The organism is Streptomyces roseicoloratus (assembly GCF_004117935.1).
Taxonomy (GTDB): Bacteria; Actinomycetota; Actinomycetes; order Streptomycetales; family Streptomycetaceae; genus Streptomyces; species Streptomyces roseicoloratus.
Genome location: NZ_SDOY01000108.1, coordinates 85,915 through 101,137, shown reverse-complemented (window position 1 = coordinate 101,137; position 15,223 = coordinate 85,915). Strand labels below are relative to the sequence as shown.

The following is a 15,223-nucleotide window of genomic DNA, read 5'->3' as shown; positions in this document are numbered from 1 at the left end:
CGGTCCGCCAGGAGCCGGGCCGGCTGGTTGCTCAGCGCGGCCCGTCGGTGCCTACTCGTTCGCCGGTTGGCACATCTACGCCTCGGAGGCGGTCAGCTCGCATCGCACGTCCACCACGCCTTCGACGGCCCGGGTCAGCCGTTCCGCAACGGGGACGAGCGCGCTGTCGCGGACCTGCCCAGAGAGGGTCACGACGCCCGCGTCGACCCGTACGTCGACCTGGCGCTGGGAGAGCGGGAACAGGTGCTCGACGACCTCGCGGCGGATCTCGGCGGTAAGCTCCTCGTCCGGGCGGAGGAAGACCTTCAGGAGGTCGGACCGGCTGACGATCCCCTGGATCGTGCCGCTCGTATCGACCACCGGGAGCCGCTTCACTCGGTGGGTGGCCATGAGGCGCGCAGCCTGCGGGAGGGACGACTCGGGAGCGACGGTGACGGCCGGTGAGGTCATCAGGTCCTTGGCCCGCCGGGAGCCGGCCTTGGCGGTCGCGTCGCGCCGGTGCAGCTGTTCAATGAGTCCCAGGCGGTGGTCGTGGAACTCCTCCTTGAGCAGCAGGTCCGCCTCGGACACCACGCCGACGACGCGACCTTCCCCTTCGACGACAGGGACCGCGGTCACCTTCCACCGCTGCATCGTGGCGGCGATCTCTTTGAAGTCCGCGCCGGGCAGAACGGCGACGACCTTCTTGGTCATCACATCGGCGACGGTGAACGGCTGGGATGTCATGACTCTCTCCTCACCGGGCGTAGGCCAGGGGTTCCGCGTCGACGCGCGGCATGAGGTCGTCGAGGAGTCGGCTGCGGGCTGACAGGAGCCGACGGGCCATGGTTGCTGCGACGCAGGCGTATACGGCCTCGCCGACGGAAGGATCCGTCGTGCAGAGTTCCCTTACGGCCTGCGCGTCGAACTCGAGGGCGCGGACTTCTGTGGTCGCTGTGGCACCGAGATGCCATTGGTACGGCGGCATGATCCAGGAGCACCCGAGAAGGGCGCCGCCCACGAGGGTGTCCACGATCGCGTTGCGGCGCCCCGGGACGTGCGTGTCGAGCTCGACCCTGCCGGATTCGATGATCCAGAACCGGTCGGCGTGCTGTCGCTCTCGGAAGATGCGCGTGCCCGCCGGGAAGCGGACCGGGCGGGAGTGTTCCAGCAGCCGGTCGCGTGCTTCAGGGGCGAGTTCGTTCAGCAGCGTCCTCGTGGTGGTCATGGTGTCCTCCAGCCCTTCCCTCACAGGCTCCCGCGGGGCGGGCGTGCCCCGGGAGGGCCGCGCAGGGCACAACCGGGGGACCGAAGGGCCCGGGTCAGCGGACCAGGACGGCCTCACCGGAGCGGGGCACGACGGCCGTCCAGCCCAGTTCGTGGTCGATGCGGTCGCGCAAGGCCTCGGACGCGGCCGGCTCGCCGTGGACGAGATACGTCGTGTGCGGCGGCGGCGCGCCGCGCAGCCAGTCGACGATCTGACCGGCGTCGGCGTGGGCCGAGAAATGAGGCACGTCGGCGACCTCGGCCCGTACGGGCACGTACTCGCCGAACATCTTCAGCACTCGGGCCCCGTCGACCAGGTCCCGGGCCCGGGTGCCGGCCGCGGCGAAGCCGACCACGACCACGGCGTTGCGTGGGTCGGGAAGGAGGCGGTGCAGGTGGTGCAGGACGCGCCCGCCGGTGGCCATGCCGGCCGAGGAGACGATCACGGCGGGTCCGTGGGTCTCGTTGATCTCGATGGACTCCTGGACCGTTCGTGCGGCCTGGAACGGGGCGGGGCTGAGTGCGGCCTCGCCCTGGGCCAGGATTTCGGGCCGCAGCTCGGCGGACCGCTCGCGTACGGCGTCCCGGTAGACGTCGAGCGCGGCCAGCGCCATGGGGCTGTCCACGTAGACCGGCACCGACCGGGGCAGCACGCCCGTCTCGCGCAGCCGGGTCAGCTCGTGCAGGACCACCTCGGTCCGGTCGATCGCGAAGGCGGGGATCACCACGGTGCCGCTCCTGGCGACCGTCCGGGCGATGACGTCGGCGAAGGCCGACCGACCGGTCTCCTGGTCGTGGCGGCGGTCGCCGTACGTCGACTCCATGAGCAGCACGTCGGCGCCCGAGAACGGCTCCGGCGGCAGTAGCAGCGGGTGCCCGGGGCGGCCCAGGTCGCCGGAGACGGCCAGGGCGTGTCCGTCCTCCAGGACGAGGCGGGCCCATGCCGAGCCGAGGATGTGCCCGCCGTGGTGGAGCGTGAGCCGGGTGCCGGCCATGATCTCCACGTCCTCGCCGACCGGGACCGGGTCGAAGAACGCCAGTGTCTTCTCCACGTCGGAGTCGTCGTACAGCGGCTTCGCCGGGCGGTGCTTGGACCAGCCGTGCTCGTTGGCGTGCCGGGCCGCCTCCATCTGCAGCCGGGCGCTGTCGCGCAGCACGATCCCGGCGAGCCGGGCGGTGTGCGCGCTAGTGAGGATCGGCCCGCGGAAGCCCTGCCGCACCAGACGCGGCAGATAGCCGCAGTGGTCCAGGTGCGCGTGGGTGACGACCACGGCGTGGATGTCGGCGGCGTCACGGGCGAACCGCTCCCAGTTGCGCCGGCGCAGGTCCGCGAAACCCTGGAAGAGACCGCAGTCGAGGAGGATCCGCGCATGGTCGCTCTCGACCAGGAACTTGCTGCCGGTGACCGTCCCCACGCCGCCCAGGAAACTCAGCAGGGCCGGTCGCGGGGCGGTAGGACCGGCGGGCGCGGTGGGAGCGGGGCTCGGGGCTGCATCGGACATGACCGCCCTCCTTCGCAGAATGGGCCGGTTTCCACCCTTGCACCTGGACCGGCCTGGGCCGCAGGGCCCGATCGGCCCCTCCTGTGGGGCCGATCGGCACATGCGTCTCCATGGTGTGATCGCCGAGCCTGAACGAGGGGACATCCGCACGCGCGACAGGAAGTGGGTGGGTGCCATGAAGGCAGCCGTCTTCGAAGGGCCGGGCAGGGTCGCGTGGCAGGACGTACCCGATCCGCGTCCCGACGATCCCGGCGACGCGATCGTGCGGGTCGACGTCGTCACGATCTGCGGCACCGATCTGCACATCCTCAAGGGCGACGTGCCGGAGGTGACACCGGGCCGGGTGCTCGGCCACGAGGCCGTGGGGACGGTGGTCGAGACCGGCCGGGACGTGCGTACCGTACGGCCAGGGGACCGCGTCCTGATCTCCTGTATCTCAGCCTGCGGCCGCTGCCGCTTCTGCCGCGAGGGCCGCTACGGCCAATGCCGCGGCGGCGGAGGCTGGGTCCTCGGGCACCTCATCGACGGCACGCAGGCGGAGTACGTCCGGGTGCCGTTCGCGGACCTGTCCGTGCACCCGCTCCCGAGCGCGGTCGACAGCGCCGACGCAGTCCTGCTCGCGGACATCTTCCCCACCTCCTACGAGGTCGGCGTCCTCAACGGCCGCGTCCGGCCCGCCGACACCGTCGTCGTGGTCGGCGCGGGCCCCATAGGCCTCGCCGCCATCGCCACGGCCCGCCTCTACAGCCCCGGTCAGATCATCGTCGTCGACCTCGCCGAGTCCCGGCTCGCCGCCGCGCGCAAGCTCGGCGCCGACGCCACCGCGACCGCCGGTGACGGGCCGGAGCAACTGGTTGAGGACCTGACCGACGGTCTGGGTGCCGATGTCGTCATGGAGGCCGTGGGCATCCCGGCAACCTTCGAGCTGTGCACCCGGATGGTCCGGCCGGGCGGCCGGGTCGCCAACATCGGAGTCCACGGCAAGCCCGCGGAACTCCACCTCGAAGACCTGTGGATCAAGGACGTCACCATCACCACCGGCCTTGTCGACACCTCGTCCACGCCCATGCTGCTGCGCATGATGGCGGCCGGCCGGCTCCCGGCGGCGGAACTGATCACCCACTGCTTCGAACTGGGGCAGATGGAGCAGGCGTACGACGTGTTCGGCCGCGCTGCCGACACCGGCGCCATCAAGGTCGCGCTCGGCGGTCCGCAGCACACCGCCGTAGAGGCTACCGTCGCAACGGACGCCGGATGAACGGTCCGCCTGCGGGCTCGCCGCCGCGAGGTGTCGTCCTCGACACCGACGGTGTGCTCCTCGACTCCGCCGTCGTCCACGCGGCGGCGTGGAAGACCGCGTTCGACGCCTGCCTCGGAGAGCTGGCGCCCGAGCCGGGGGAGCGGTCGCCGTTCGACTCGGACGCCGAGTACCGGCGGTTCGTCGACGGCAGGTCACGGTACGACGGAGCCGAGGCGTTCCTGACGGCCCGTGGTATTCGCCTCCCACCCGGAGGACCGGACGACCCGCCCGGCTGCGACACCGTCTGGGCCGTCGCGGCGCGCAAGGAACAGGCGTTCCAGGACGCCCTCCGGACCAGTCCGGTCGTCGCATACGAGGACGCCGGGCGGGCGCTCACCGCACTGTGCTCCCTGCGCGTGCCGTGCGCCGCGGTGTCGGCCTCCCGGCACGCCCGTGCGCTGCTGGGCGCCGCCGGTCTGGACACGCTTCTCGCCGCCGTCGTGGACGGCGAGGACGCCGCCCGGCTCGGCCTCGCAAGCAAGCCGGACCCCGCGCTCTTCCTGCACGCGGCCGGTCTCCTTGGCACCGGCCCCCGGGACACAGCCGCCGTCGAAGACGCGCTCGCCGGCGTCCGGGCGGCGCGCCGAGGCGGCTTCGGCCTCGTCGTCGGCATCGACCGCACGCCGGACGGCCACGGCACCGCCGCCTTGCGCGAACAGGGCGCGGACCTCGTTGTCCCCGACCTCGCGACCCTGGTCCGGAGCGTGTGGGGTGAGCGCGCATGAAGACCGGCTGGATGTGGAGGTATGACCGCTACGAGCCGGAGCGCGAACGGCTCGTCGAGGCGCTCTGCACGCTCGGCAACGGCCGCTTCGCCACGCGGGGTTCCGCCCCCGAGTGCGGCGCCGGCGCCTCCCACTACCCGGGGACCTACCTGGCGGGCTGCTACGACCGGCGCACGTCGGCCGTCGCCGGTGAGCGGGTCGAGAACGAGGATCTCGTCAACCTTCCGAACTGGACGCTGCTGCGTTACCGCTGTCTGCCGGACGACGGGCCGCCCGGCGACTGGCTGACGCCCGACTCCGAAGATTTGCTGCACTACGACGTACAGCTCGACCTGCGTGCGGGAGTGCTCACCCGAAGCGTGCTCTTCCGGGACGCCCGAGGTCGCGGACTGCGCGTCGGCCACACCCGGATCGTGCACATGGGGGACTCCGGTCTCGCGGCCCAGCTCACCCGATTCCGCGCCTACGGCTGGAGCGGCGCCGTCGAAGTCGAGTCCGCCCTCGACGGAACCGTCACGAACACCGGCGTCGAGCGCTATCGGCACCTGGAGAAGCACCACCTCACACAACACCGGACCGGGTTCGACCCCGGCGGCGTCGCCTGGCTCACCTGCCATACGGTCGATCCAGGCGTCCAGATCGCCTCGGCCGTCCGCACCGTCACCCGCCCCGTACGCCCCGCCCGCCAGGCCGCGCCGAGCGCCGGCACCGTCCAGACGTACCACCTGCCGATCGGCCCCGGCCGCTCGGTCACGGTCGTCAAGACGTTGGCCCTGCACGCCTCGACGGACAGGCCGGCCGCCGATCCCCTCACGGCGGCGCGGGACGACCTGGCCCGGGCCCCCGCTTTCCCCCGGCTGCTCGCCACCCACGGGGCAGCCTGGCAACGACTCTGGGAGCAGGGTGAGTTGAGCGTGCCCGGGGAGGCGGGCCGTGTCCTGCGCCTGCACCTCTTCCACCTGCTGCAAACGCTCTCCCCGCATACGGCCGACCTCGACGTGGGCGTCCCGGCCCGGGGCCTGCACGGTGAGGCGTACCGGGGCCATGTCTTCTGGGACGAGCTCTTCGTCCTGCCGTACTTCAGCCTGCACTTCCCGGAGATAGCGCGGTCCCTCCTCATGTACCGGCACCGCCGGCTCCCCGCCGCCCGCGAGGCGGCGCGCCGCGTCGGGGCGGCTGGGGCCATGTACCCGTGGCAGAGCGCGAGTTCGGGGCGGGAGGAGACGCAGGAGGTCCACCTCAACCCGCGTTCGGGGCGCTGGCTCCCCGACTTCTCACGGCTCCAGCGGCACGTGGGTTCGGCCGTCGCGTACAACGTGTGGCGGTACGCCCGGACCACAGGCGACCTCGGCTTCCTGTACTCCGCCGGGGCCGAGATCCTGTTGGAGATCGCCCGCCATTGGTCCGGGGCCGCTGACTTCGATCCGGGGCTGGGGCGCTACCGGATCCGCGGGGTCGTCGGCCCCGACGAGTACCACGACTCCTATCCCGGCGCCACGACCCCCGGCATCGACGACAACGCCTACACCAACGTGACCGCCGCCTGGGTTCTGGCCCGCGGCCTGGACCTGCTGGCCGAACTGCCCGACTTCCGGCGCACCGAACTGGCCGAGCAGCTGTCGCTCGACGACGGTGAACTCGACCGCTGGGAGGACGTCTCCCGTCGTCTGTACGTACCGTTCCACCAGGGCGTGGTGAGCCAGTTCGAGGGCTATGGGGACCTGGCGGAGCTCGACTGGGACGGGTACCGCGACCGGTACGGTGACATCCGGAGACTGGATCGGATCCTGGAGGCCGAGGGCGACACGGTCAACCGCTACCAGGCGTCGAAGCAGGCCGACACCCTCATGCTCGGCTACTTGTTCAGGCCAGACGAGCTGGCTGCGCTGTTCGCCCGGCTCGGCCACCGCCTGGACGACGAGGTGTGGCGCTCCACCGTCGCCTACCACCTGAGCCGCACCAGCCACGGATCGACCCTCAGCAGCCTCGTCCACGGCTGGGTCCTGGCCCGGCAGAAGGGTGCCGACGCCTGGCGGTACTGCGAGGAGGCGCTGCTCGCCGACGTGGCCGACGTCCAAGGCGGCACCACCGGCGAGGGCATCCACCTCGGTGCGATGGCGGGCACGCTCGACCTCGTCGAACGCGGGTTCACCGGTCTGGAAGCCGGGGTGGACGGACTCCGGGTGGCCCCGGTGCCGCTGGCGGAGATCCCCCGGTTCGCCTTCACGCTCTGCTTTCACGGTCACCGAGGCGTTCGCGTGCGCATGCTTCCCGGGCGGCTGGCCGTCCGCGTCCCGCCCTCGCCACAGAACCCGCTCGTCGTCGTGCTCCCCGGCGAACGGCGGTTCACGGTGCCACCCGGGGAGGAGCGCTGGTTCCGCTTGTGAGGTGAGGCGGATCAGCCGAAGGAGAGCACCTCGGAGACGGGCCGGCGGGGCGTGGCCTGCCCGCGCGGTCCGTAGCCCAGGCGGATCACCATGTGGACGTAGCCCATCGGCGACTCCGGGTCCCGCGCGTGGGAGCGGAGCTCGGGCCACTCCAGGGGCTGGGACATGAGGGAGGTGGACAGACCGTCGAGGGTGGCCTGGAGCAGGATCCGCTGCATGGCCTGGCCGGCCTTGAGCCACTCCTCGGGAGTGTCCTCCACCGTGCCGAGCAGGGCGATCTGGGGCCTCTTCTCGAAGCGTGCCGAGGAGCGGCCTGCGGCACGACGCGGGGCGTCGAAGTCCCGGACGGGAGACGTGACGTCGTACTGCCGCGGGCCGAAGGCAAACGACGGGATTCCCGCCGTCGCCGGGCCCTCCCCGGCCGCGCCGGTGCGGATCCAGGCGGCGATCTCCGCGCGTACGGCCTCGTCCGCGGCCTCGAACAGTTCGGAGGCGTGGACGAGGTCCATGACGGTGTCCGTGTGCCAGGCCCCCGGCACCACCAGGCGGCACCCTTCCAGGAGGGCCGCGGCACGCAGCCCGCCGAGGATCTCGGAGGGGACCTGTTCCTCGCTGAACGGGAAGCGGCTGGTGTGCCGTTCCCGCAGTGCGTCGTGGAGCGCGGCCAGGTCCTCGTCCTCGGCACCGGCCCCTTCGAGGCGCGCGTCGGCGAGATGCCAGGGGTCTTCGCGGTCGGGAAGCAGCCGGGCCTCGGCGTGCCGGCCATCGTGCGCGGCGGCGACGCGCAAGCCGAACAGGGCAGCACCGCAGCCGAGATGGAGGGCGCGGTGGTCGGGATCCTCGCGCGGCATTCCGCGCGAGGGGTCGCCGTACAGCTCGATGGTGTCGGTGCCGGTTCGGTGGACGAATTTCCAAGGCTGGGCGTTGTGCATCGACGGTGCGGTGACGGCGTCTTCGATCAGTGACGTCACGAGTGGTCGGTTCAGAGCGGTGGTGGACACGGTTCGTCCTGTCTGTGCGGGGGTCACCAGTTGATGTCGTGCGCGCTTCGCGCGGGGGATGCGAGGCGCGTGGGGGTCTCGTCGACGGACAGCCGGTCCACGACGGCGACGACACCGTCCACCCGCTCGGAGAGCCCCACGAGCGTTCTGACCTGGGCCTGTCGCCGGACCCGGCCTTCGAGTGTCACCACGCCGTCGAGCACATGGACGTCGACGGCGTCGGGGCTCAGGTCCAAGACACCCTTCAGCACGTCCTCCCGTATACGGCGTCGTATCTCCGGGTCCGGGCGGAGGAAGACGCAGAGCAGGTCGCGGCGGGTCACGATCCCCACCAGTCGTTCCTCCTCGTCGACGACGGGAAGGCGTTCCACTCCACGGCGAACCATGAGCCGTCCCGCGTCCGCGACCGTCTCCTCCGCGTGCACCGTGACGGCCGGCGCGGTCATGAGCTCCCGCGCGGTCAACTGCCGGCGAGCCAGCAGATCGGATTCGGAGACGACTCCGATGACGCGGTCGTCCTCGTCGATGACGGGCACACCGCTGATGTCGTGCTCGGCGAGCAGCTTCGCCACCTCCCTGAACGAGGCCGCGGGGACGGCGGAGACCACGTCGTCGGTCATCAGGCTGCCGACCTTGAGGTGCTTCATCGCCGCGCCTCCTGTTCCAGCGGCTGGGCGGCTGTTCCCTCGCTCCACCACCGTCCGCCCGGGGCCGGCGACCTGCGAGGGCCGAACGGTCCAACCGTCGGGCCCGACCGGACCCGCGAGAACGGGAAGGGACCTTTGGCCCCTCCCTTGCCCCCAGCGGCCCTCCGGCCGACGGGAAACCGGATGTCACGGTGAGAGCAGTCCTACGGACTCGACTTCCGGAGACCGGACGAGGAGGAGTCATGGACGGAACCACGGACCGTCCCGGCCTCGGCAGGGTCGTCGTCGGCGTGGACGGATCACCGTCCGCACATGCGGCGGCGATGTGGGCCGCGAACGAGGCGGTGCTGCGCGGCAGCGGCCTCTGCCTCGTCCATACGACGGGCACCGACGCCGCCCCGCCGATTCTCTCCCCGGTGGAGATCGACCAATACGGGCGAGCCGGCAAGGAGCTGCTCGACCGGACCGCCGCGGCGGTCGCGGCGCGCCACCCCGGTCTCGCGGTCGTCACGGAACTCAGCGGAGGCTCCGCCGCCGACAGCCTGCGCAGAGCCGCCGCGCTGAGCGGCACGATCGTCGTCGGCCACCGGGGCCGCGGCGGCTTCTCCTCGCTTCTGCTCGGCTCGGTCGGTCTCGAGGCCGCAGCTGCCGCGACCACACCGGTGGTCGTGGTGCGCGGGGCGGTGGAGCCCGCCGAGGCCGGTGCCGTTCTGGCGGCGGTCCGGGACGAGAACGATGTGGGCTGCGCCCGGATGGCGGCGCGCGAGGCCCTGCTGCGGAAGGTGACGCTGCGGCTGCTGCACGTGTGGGGCACGGCCCCGTACGCCGGCGTACGGGCCGCACGGCGAAACGGCGCGGAGGACAACGCCCGCGAGCACGTGCGTGCCCTGTCCGAAGTGGCAGACCGTGTCCACGAGGAATTCCCGGAACTGGCCCTGGACGCCGAGGGCGAAAAGGGCCACAGCGTGCCCGGTGGGCTCGTGGAGGCGTCACGCCGCGCCGACCTCCTGGTCGTCGGCGGCCGCCGGGCTCCCGGATACCTCGGGCCGACGATCGGCCGGACCACTCTCACCCTGCTCCAACACGCCTACTGCCCGGTGGAGCTCATCCCCCGGCACGGGCCCGGACACGGGAGCACATCATGACCGCCACCCCGGAGCGCGCCGACATCGTCGTGGGGATCGACCCCGTCAGGAACTGGCACCTCGCGCTCGCCTGGGCTGCCGACGAGGCAGACCGACGCGGCCTCGCCCTCCACCTCGTGGTCGCGGTTCGGCCGCCACACAACACGCAGCACGTCGACGACACCCCTCGGCACCATGCTCAGGCAGTCGCCGGAGAAGACACGTTGCGTACCGCATCGGACTGGGTGCGCGATCGGCAGCCCGGTGTCCGTGTCACCACCGCACTCCTCGATGGTGCCCCGTCCAAGGTCCTGGCCGGCCTGTCGCGCGAGGCCGCCATGGTCGTGCTCGGCTCGCGGCACCTCAGCCGCACCGAGGAGTTCCTGAGCGCCGGCTCCCTCGTCGTCCCCGTCTCGGCACAGGCACGCTGCCCCGTCGTGGTCGTGGGCGACGCCGAGCACAGCACGCAGGACCCGGCGTACCTGGTGGTCGGCATCGATGGCAGCGAGTCCTCACGGGCAGCGCTGGCCCTGGCCTTCGAGGAGGCGGACCTCCGGCGCTGCGCACTGCGGGCCATCGCCGTCTGGCAGCCGCCGGTCTTCACCCTGCATACCGGAGACACCCTCTTCCACGCCGAACGACGGCTGCTCTCCGAGACCACCGCCGGATGGGCGGAGAAGTACCCCGACGTCCGCCTCACCCACGAGGTCCTCATCGGATCGCCCGTCGAGATGCTCGCGAACGCCGCAGAGCACGCCCTGGCCATCGTCGTCGGCCGTCGTGGACACGGCGGATACACCGGGATGCGGATCGGTTCCGTCGTCCACGGTCTGCTGCACCGCGCCCACTGCCCGGTGATCACCGTCCCTGTCGAGTGAGCCACCATGACCACCTCGGCAACCGCGTCGACCGGAGAGGTGACGGGCCTCACCGAGGTGGAGGCCGCCCGCCGACTCGCCCGCACCGGGCCCAACGAGGTGGCAGCGAAGAAGCCCGTACGGCTCCACAGCCGCATCCTCGCGCAGCTGCGCGACCCACTGATCATGGTGCTCCTCGGGGCCGTCGCGCTCACCCTCGCCATCGGTGACCACCCCGACGCGATCGTCATCGCGCTGGTCATCGTCGTGAACACCACCGTCGGCGTCGCCCAGGAGATCCGAGCCGACAACGCCGTCGCCGCCCTCTCGGCTCTGAGCGCCCCGCACGCCCGGGTCCGGCGCGACGGCTCCGTACGTGACCTGCCGGCCGCCGAGATCGTCCCGGGAGACGTCCTGCTCCTGGGAGAGGGCGACATCGTCGCCGCCGACGCCGAACTCGCCGAGGCGTCCGCCCTGCTGCTCGACGAGTCCATGCTCACCGGGGAGTCGGTGCCCGTGGACAAGGACGCCGGGGCCACGCTGAGCGCGGGAACGGTCGTCGTACGGGGCCGGGGCGTGGCCACGGTCACGGCGACGGGGGCCGCCAGCGCCCTCGGCCGCATCGCGGCCCTGCTCGACGACCGCCGTGAACCCACCCCGCTGCAGCGCCGCCTCGCCGCCCTCGGCCGCGTCCTCGCGGCCGTGACGCTCGCCCTGTGCGTCCTGGTCTTCGCGCTCGGCCTGGCACGGGGGCTCCCGCTCGGCACGATGGCAGTCACCGCCATCAGCCTGGCCGTGGCCGCCGTGCCCGAATCCCTCCCCGCCGTCGTCACCCTGGCCCTCGCCCTCGGTGCCCGCCGCATGGTCGCCCGGCACGCCCTCGTGCGGCGGCTGCCCGCGGTGGAGACGCTCGGCTCGGTATCCGTCCTGGCCACCGACAAGACCGGCACCCTCACGGAAGGACGCATGGTCGTCCAGCACATCTGGACGCCACAGGTGAGCGCGGAACTCACGGGCGTGGGATACGAGCCCGAGGGCGAGGCTCTGGTCGACGGGCGACCGGCACGCGAAGCAGAGCTCGCGCCCGTACGGGAATTGCTGACCGTGACCGCCCTCTGCAACGACGCCACCCTGCGCCCACCGGACCCCGCCACGCCCGACACCCGCTGGACTGCCCTGGGCGACCCCATGGAGGCCGCTCTGCTCACCGCAGCCGCCAAGACAGGCTGCCCGGCCCCGGCGGAGCTGTTGGCCACCCGGCCCCGGATCGGGGAAGCACCCTTCGACAGCCTGCGTCGACGCATGACGACGCTGCACGCAGCCGGGCAGGACCGGGTGCTCATCTGCCTCAAGGGCGCCCCCGAAGCCGTACTCGACACCTCTGTTCTCGAAAACGGCCCGGGCCAGCTCGCACAGGCCCGTCAGGAGGCTGCGCACTTGGCCGAGCGCGGCTATCGCGTGCTCGCCGTGGCCTCGGGGGTACGGGACGACGTGCCGGACCGGATCACCGCGGTGGAATCGAAGCTCACGCTGCTCGGCCTCGTCTCCCTCAGCGACCCGCCCAAACCACACGCCGCCGCGACCCTCGCCACCTGCCGCGCGGCAGGCATCACACCCGTACTCATCACCGGCGACCACCCCGCGACCGCGCGAGCGGTGGCGTCCCGTGTGGCACTCCTGGGAGACGACAGTGAGGTGGATGGACAGGTCATCACGGGTGCGGACGTGGCGGCCGGACGGGTCGCCGACCTCACCGCCGTCCGGGTCTTCGCCCGCACGGACCCGCAGCAGAAGCTGGACATAGTGGAGGCGTGGCGCGGCCGGGGCGCGGTGACCGCCATGACTGGCGACGGGGTCAACGACGGACCCGCCCTCCACCGGGCCGACATCGGCGTCGCCATGGGGGAGCGCGGCACCGAGGTGGCGCGGCAGGCGGCCGACCTCGTTCTCACGGACGACGAGCTCTCGACGGTGGTGGCGGCCGTCGAGGAGGGCCGGCGTGTCTACGACAACATCCGCCGCTTCCTCGTCTACGGGATGGCCGGCGGCGCCGCCGAGATCCTGGTCATGCTGATCGGCCCGCTGCTCGGACTTCCGCTACCCCTACGGGCGGGACAGATCCTCTGGATCAACCTCCTCACGCACGGTCTCACCGGCGTCGCCATGGGCGCCGAGCCGGCCGCCCCCGGCGCGATGCGACGACCGCCCCGCCCGCCCGACCAGCACATCCTCGGCGGCGGAGCCTGGCAGCGAATGCTCCTCCTCGCCGCAGTCGTCACGACCGCCACGCTCGGCGCGGGACTCGCCGCCCGGGCACTGGACCTCCCCTGGCAGAGCGTCCTCTTCCTCGCCCTGCTCGCCGCCCAGCTCGGCGTTGTCCTGGGGCTGCGCGCCCGCCTGCTGACCCGGCAGAACCTCTTCCTCCCGCTCGCGGTCCTCGCCTCCGCTCTCCTGGCCGCCGCGGCCCTCTACGTCCCGTTCCTCAGGTCGGTCCTGGAGACCGAACCACTCGACTGGGCGGGCATCGCCATCGCCGCGGCCTGTGCACCGGCCGGATTCATCGCGGCACGTCTGGTCCGGACCGCCTTCCGGCGGACGAGCCCAGCAGGAAGGGCCGAAGCCTCGGGACTACCGTGAGAGCGGGAGCGACGGGCGCCGTCCGCGCGCCTGACGCGACCGGAGGTTTCGATGGGCCGGGAGGACACCGAGTCCGCGGACGCGCGGCTGCCACGGCTGAGGCTCGACGAGCTGCTCGACGAGCTCCAGGCGCGCATCGACGAGGTGAGGGGCACGCGGGACCGGCTCAACGGGCTGCTCGAAGCCGTCATGTCCGTGGGCCGTGAGCTCGACCTGCCACAGGTGCTGCGAGGCATCGTGGAGGCCGCCGTGTCCCTCGTGGACGCGGAGTACGGGGCCCTGGGCGTCATCGGCGACGACCGGAAGCTCTCCGAGTTCCTGCCCATCGGCATCGACGACGACCTGCGCGATCGGATCGGCGCGCTGCCGTCCGGGCACGGCATCCTGGGCGAGCTGATCCGCAACCCCAAGGCCTTGCGCCTGTCCGAGCTGTCCGAGCACCCGGCCTCGTACGGTTTCCCGCCCCACCACCCGCCGATGCACACGTTCCTCGGCGTCCCGATCCGCGTCCGCGATGAGGTGTTCGGCAACCTCTACCTCACCGAGAAACGGGGCGGGGCGGACTTCGACACCGAGGATGAGGCTGTCGTCACGACCCTGGCCGTCGCGGCTGGCATCGCCATCGAGAACGCCCGCCTGTACGAGGAGGGGCGACTGCGGCAGCGCTGGCTGTCCGCGAGTTCCGACTTCACCAGCGCCCTGCTGTCCGGCGCGGAGGAGACGGAGGTCCTGGGCGGGTTGCTGGAGCAGGCCGTGGACATCGCAGGCGCCGACGTCGGGGTCTTCTATCTCGTCGGACCGGGCGGTGAGCTGCGCGGATCCCTGGCCAGCGGCGAGGGTGCCGAGGCCCACAGAGGCGTCGTGCTGCCCAGCAGCGAGGGAACCCTCGCCGCCGCGGCTCTCGAAGGGGACGGCCTGGTCACCGCGGCCGATGTCGAGAACGACGCGCGCATCACGGTGCAGCCCGAGCGCTGGCAGGGATTCGGACCGGCGGTGGCCGTCACGGTGGGCACGAAGGAGCGGCTGAGCGGCGTGATGATCCTCGCGCGGCGCCACGGACGGTCGCCCTTCGCGGGTGTGGAGATCATCGCCTTGCCCGGATTCGCCGGACAGGCCGCGCTCGCCCTCGAACTGGCCGACCGACGCCGCGACGCCGAACAGGTCAGCCTCCTGGAGGACCGCGACCGCATCGCCCGCGACCTGCACGACCTGGCGATCCAACGCCTCTTCGCCACCGGCATGACGCTGCAGAGCGCCCGCCGCTTCGTCGAGCACCCGGAAGCCGCGGACCGGCTGAACCGGGCGATCGACGACCTGGACGCCACCATCAAGATCATCCGGTCGACCATCTTCGGCCTTCGCGACCACGAAACCCCAGGAACCGCGCCGAAACTCAGGAACCGCATCGTCAAAGCGGTGGACCAGGCCGCCGTGTCGCTCGGGTTCGCTCCTGCCCTGCGCATGGAGGGCCTGCTCGACACGGACGTGCCACCCGAGGTGGCCGAGGACGTCGTCGCGGTGATCGGCGAGGCGCTCACGAACGTGGCCCGGCATGCTCAGGCCCGTCATTCGGAGGTGGCGGTCGTCGTCGAGGAAGGCGTCCTCTCGGTAACGGTGAGCGACGACGGCATCGGTGTCCCGCCGGGCGGCGCCCGCAGCGGCCTGCGCAACCTGACCGAGCGGGCCGAACGGCTGGGCGGCGACCTGTCTGTGCACGCCAGAGCGGGGACCCCGGGCGCGGCGGGCGGAACCGTACTCGAATGGCGCATCCCGCCGCCGTCCGACCAGGAGTGAGAGA

At 72.1% G+C, this 15,223-nt stretch carries 12 protein-coding genes; 7 read left to right on the top strand and 5 right to left on the bottom strand.

Features of this window, described 5'->3' with window-relative positions; all coding sequences use genetic code 11:
- Nucleotides 1–75: 75 nt before the first annotated feature.
- The 3 genes from ESG85_RS12365 to ESG85_RS12355 all read right to left on the bottom strand — a co-directional run bounded on the left by ESG85_RS12365 (nt 76) and on the right by ESG85_RS12355 (nt 2,747).
- A complete protein-coding gene (locus ESG85_RS12365) occupies nt 76–726 on the bottom strand; it encodes a CBS domain-containing protein (RefSeq protein ID WP_128978448.1) in 651 nt (216 codons plus the stop codon).
- A 10-nt stretch (nt 727–736) separates the two neighbouring features.
- Complete coding sequence (locus ESG85_RS12360) at nt 737–1,207, bottom strand: cyclic nucleotide-binding domain-containing protein (RefSeq protein ID WP_128978446.1); 471 nt, start codon at nt 1,205–1,207, stop codon at nt 737–739.
- Nucleotides 1,208–1,301: 94 nt separating this feature from the next.
- Nucleotides 1,302–2,747: an MBL fold metallo-hydrolase RNA specificity domain-containing protein gene (locus ESG85_RS12355; protein ID WP_128978444.1), complete on the bottom strand. Its 1,446-nt coding sequence runs from the start codon at nt 2,745–2,747 to the stop codon at nt 1,302–1,304.
- Nucleotides 2,748–2,922: 175 nt separating this feature from the next.
- Here ESG85_RS12355 and ESG85_RS12350 point away from each other — a divergent pair, with 175 nt between their 5' ends.
- The 3 genes from ESG85_RS12350 to ESG85_RS12340 are packed head-to-tail and all read left to right on the top strand — an operon-like array spanning nt 2,923 to nt 7,159.
- A complete protein-coding gene (locus ESG85_RS12350) occupies nt 2,923–4,005 on the top strand; it encodes an alcohol dehydrogenase catalytic domain-containing protein (protein WP_128978442.1) in 1,083 nt (360 codons plus the stop codon).
- The gene (locus ESG85_RS12345) at nt 4,002–4,772 is read left to right on the top strand and encodes an HAD family hydrolase (protein WP_128978440.1); all 771 of its coding nucleotides are present in this window, start codon (nt 4,002–4,004) and stop codon (nt 4,770–4,772) included. Before ESG85_RS12350 ends, ESG85_RS12345 begins: the two co-directional genes overlap by 4 nt.
- Nucleotides 4,769–7,159 carry a glycoside hydrolase family 65 protein gene (locus ESG85_RS12340; RefSeq protein WP_128978438.1) on the top strand — a complete coding sequence of 797 codons (2,391 nt, stop codon included), beginning with the start codon at nt 4,769–4,771 and terminating at the stop codon, nt 7,157–7,159. The genes ESG85_RS12345 and ESG85_RS12340 overlap by 4 nt, the downstream gene beginning before the upstream one ends.
- An 11-nt stretch (nt 7,160–7,170) precedes the next feature.
- Here ESG85_RS12340 and ESG85_RS12335 read toward each other — a convergent pair whose 3' ends face one another.
- Nucleotides 7,171–8,160 (bottom strand): Acg family FMN-binding oxidoreductase, encoded by a 990-nt coding sequence (locus ESG85_RS12335; RefSeq protein ID WP_246094955.1) that lies wholly within the window; start codon nt 8,158–8,160, stop codon nt 7,171–7,173.
- A gap of 23 nt (nt 8,161–8,183) precedes the next feature.
- Nucleotides 8,184–8,807, bottom strand: a complete 624-nt coding sequence (locus ESG85_RS12330) for a CBS domain-containing protein (protein ID WP_128978436.1) — start codon at nt 8,805–8,807, stop codon at nt 8,184–8,186.
- 242 nt (nt 8,808–9,049) lie between these two features.
- Here ESG85_RS12330 and ESG85_RS12325 point away from each other — a divergent pair, with 242 nt between their 5' ends.
- Genes ESG85_RS12325 through ESG85_RS12310 form a run of 4 tightly spaced genes read left to right on the top strand, consistent with a single transcriptional unit; the run spans nt 9,050 to nt 15,219 of the window.
- The gene (locus ESG85_RS12325; RefSeq protein WP_128978434.1) at nt 9,050–9,952 is read left to right on the top strand and encodes a universal stress protein; all 903 of its coding nucleotides are present in this window, start codon (nt 9,050–9,052) and stop codon (nt 9,950–9,952) included.
- The gene (locus ESG85_RS12320) at nt 9,949–10,809 is read left to right on the top strand and encodes a universal stress protein (protein WP_128978432.1); all 861 of its coding nucleotides are present in this window, start codon (nt 9,949–9,951) and stop codon (nt 10,807–10,809) included. Before ESG85_RS12325 ends, ESG85_RS12320 begins: the two co-directional genes overlap by 4 nt.
- A gap of 6 nt (nt 10,810–10,815) precedes the next feature.
- Nucleotides 10,816–13,425 carry a cation-translocating P-type ATPase gene (locus tag ESG85_RS12315; RefSeq protein ID WP_128978418.1) on the top strand — a complete coding sequence of 870 codons (2,610 nt, stop codon included), beginning with the start codon at nt 10,816–10,818 and terminating at the stop codon, nt 13,423–13,425.
- Between the two features lie 51 nt (nt 13,426–13,476).
- Nucleotides 13,477–15,219: a sensor histidine kinase gene (locus ESG85_RS12310; protein WP_128978416.1), complete on the top strand. Its 1,743-nt coding sequence runs from the start codon at nt 13,477–13,479 to the stop codon at nt 15,217–15,219.
- The last annotated feature ends 4 nt before the right edge of the window (nt 15,220–15,223 follow it).

Coding starts and splice junctions, on each gene's coding strand:
- ESG85_RS12345 (WP_128978440.1), top strand. CDS start 4,002: ATGAACGGTCCGCCTGCGGGCTCGCCGCCGCGAGGTGTCGTCCTCGAC.
- ESG85_RS12315 (WP_128978418.1), top strand. CDS start 10,816: ATGACCACCTCGGCAACCGCGTCGACCGGAGAGGTGACGGGCCTCACC.
- ESG85_RS12310 (WP_128978416.1), top strand. CDS start 13,477: ATGGGCCGGGAGGACACCGAGTCCGCGGACGCGCGGCTGCCACGGCTG.
- ESG85_RS12350 (WP_128978442.1), top strand. CDS start 2,923: ATGAAGGCAGCCGTCTTCGAAGGGCCGGGCAGGGTCGCGTGGCAGGAC.
- ESG85_RS12330 (WP_128978436.1), bottom strand. CDS start 8,807: ATGAAGCACCTCAAGGTCGGCAGCCTGATGACCGACGACGTGGTCTCC.
- ESG85_RS12365 (WP_128978448.1), bottom strand. CDS start 726: ATGACATCCCAGCCGTTCACCGTCGCCGATGTGATGACCAAGAAGGTC.
- ESG85_RS12360 (WP_128978446.1), bottom strand. CDS start 1,207: ATGACCACCACGAGGACGCTGCTGAACGAACTCGCCCCTGAAGCACGC.
- ESG85_RS12340 (WP_128978438.1), top strand. CDS start 4,769: ATGAAGACCGGCTGGATGTGGAGGTATGACCGCTACGAGCCGGAGCGC.
- ESG85_RS12325 (WP_128978434.1), top strand. CDS start 9,050: ATGGACGGAACCACGGACCGTCCCGGCCTCGGCAGGGTCGTCGTCGGC.
- ESG85_RS12320 (WP_128978432.1), top strand. CDS start 9,949: ATGACCGCCACCCCGGAGCGCGCCGACATCGTCGTGGGGATCGACCCC.
- ESG85_RS12355 (WP_128978444.1), bottom strand. CDS start 2,747: ATGTCCGATGCAGCCCCGAGCCCCGCTCCCACCGCGCCCGCCGGTCCT.